A 1,105-nucleotide genomic window follows, 5' to 3' on the forward strand; every position below is an offset into this window, starting at 1 on the left:
GGCAAGCTATGCAAATTAAAGAACTTTTAGAATTCCTGAAATATGAAGAAGTAGAGTTTAAGCCTTTGCAAGAAATTTGCTATTTGAGAGCTGGGGACAGAATCATAAAATCTATGATGAGCGAAAATGAAAAATATCCCGTTATAGGTGGCGGTGTAGTGCCAACAGGATACTTTAAGGATTATAATTTCATTCAGGGCATCACCATTGCAAGGGCTGGAAGTGCTGGGTATGTAGCGTGGCAAGAAAAACCTTTTTGGGCTACTGATGTGTGCTTTGTGGCTACCCTACGAGAGTTTTGTCATTCTGAGGCTTTAGCCGAAGAATCTCATTCAAATTGTCGTTCTGAAGTCTTGCAAAGCACGACTGAAGAATCTCAACAAGTCAAAAGAGATGTTTCGCTTGCTATGCAAGCTCAACATGACAAGGTTAATGTTTGTCATTCTGAGGCTTTAGCCGAAGAATCTCATTCAAATTGTCGTTCTGAAGTCTTGCAAAGCACGACCGAAGAATCTCACAATATAGAATCTCAACATACAAATCCCTAAGAGATTCTATATTATCATTGTGTTTTCATTCTCATTAGGGGCAAGCTATGCAAATTAAAGAACTTTTAGAATTCCTGAAATATGAAGAAGTAGAGTTTAAGCCTTTAGGGGAAGTGTGCGAAGTATTGAAAGGGCAACAACTTAACAAAACTGAATTACTGGAAAGTGGTAAATTTCCTGTTATGAATGGTGGAATTAATCCATCTGGATTCTGGAATGAAAGCAATTTCAAGGCAAATCGTATAACTATTTCACAAGGTGGAGCAAGTGCTGGGTATGTAAATTTTATCCTTACACCATTTTGGGCTGGGGCACATTGCTATGTTATTGAAAACGAACATAGAAGCATACTGTATAAATTTCTTTACTATATACTGAAAACTAAACAAACTTTTTTAATGACCTCTCAATATGGAGCAGGAATCCCAGCTCTTTCAAAAGATAAAATAACATCTCTCCCTATCCCCATTCCACCCCTAGAAGTGCAAAACAAAATCGTAGAAATCCTCGACACTTTCACGCAGTTACAAGCAGAGTTACAAGCAGAGTTACAAGCA

The 1,105-nt window shown here is 37.8% G+C and carries 2 protein-coding genes; both read left to right on the forward strand.

All coding sequences use genetic code 11. The features are described from left to right. Positions 1–548, forward strand: a 548-nt coding sequence (locus CQA66_RS09070) for a restriction endonuclease subunit S (RefSeq protein WP_147289235.1), incomplete at its 5' end; no start/stop codon positions are given. A 47-nt stretch (positions 549–595) separates the two neighbouring features. Further along, positions 596–1,105 (forward strand): restriction endonuclease subunit S (locus tag CQA66_RS09075; RefSeq protein WP_147289236.1); only part of this gene is annotated, 510 nt, incomplete at its 3' end.

Source organism: Helicobacter aurati, assembly GCF_003364265.1.
Lineage (GTDB): Bacteria > Campylobacterota > Campylobacteria > Campylobacterales > Helicobacteraceae > Helicobacter_A > Helicobacter_A aurati.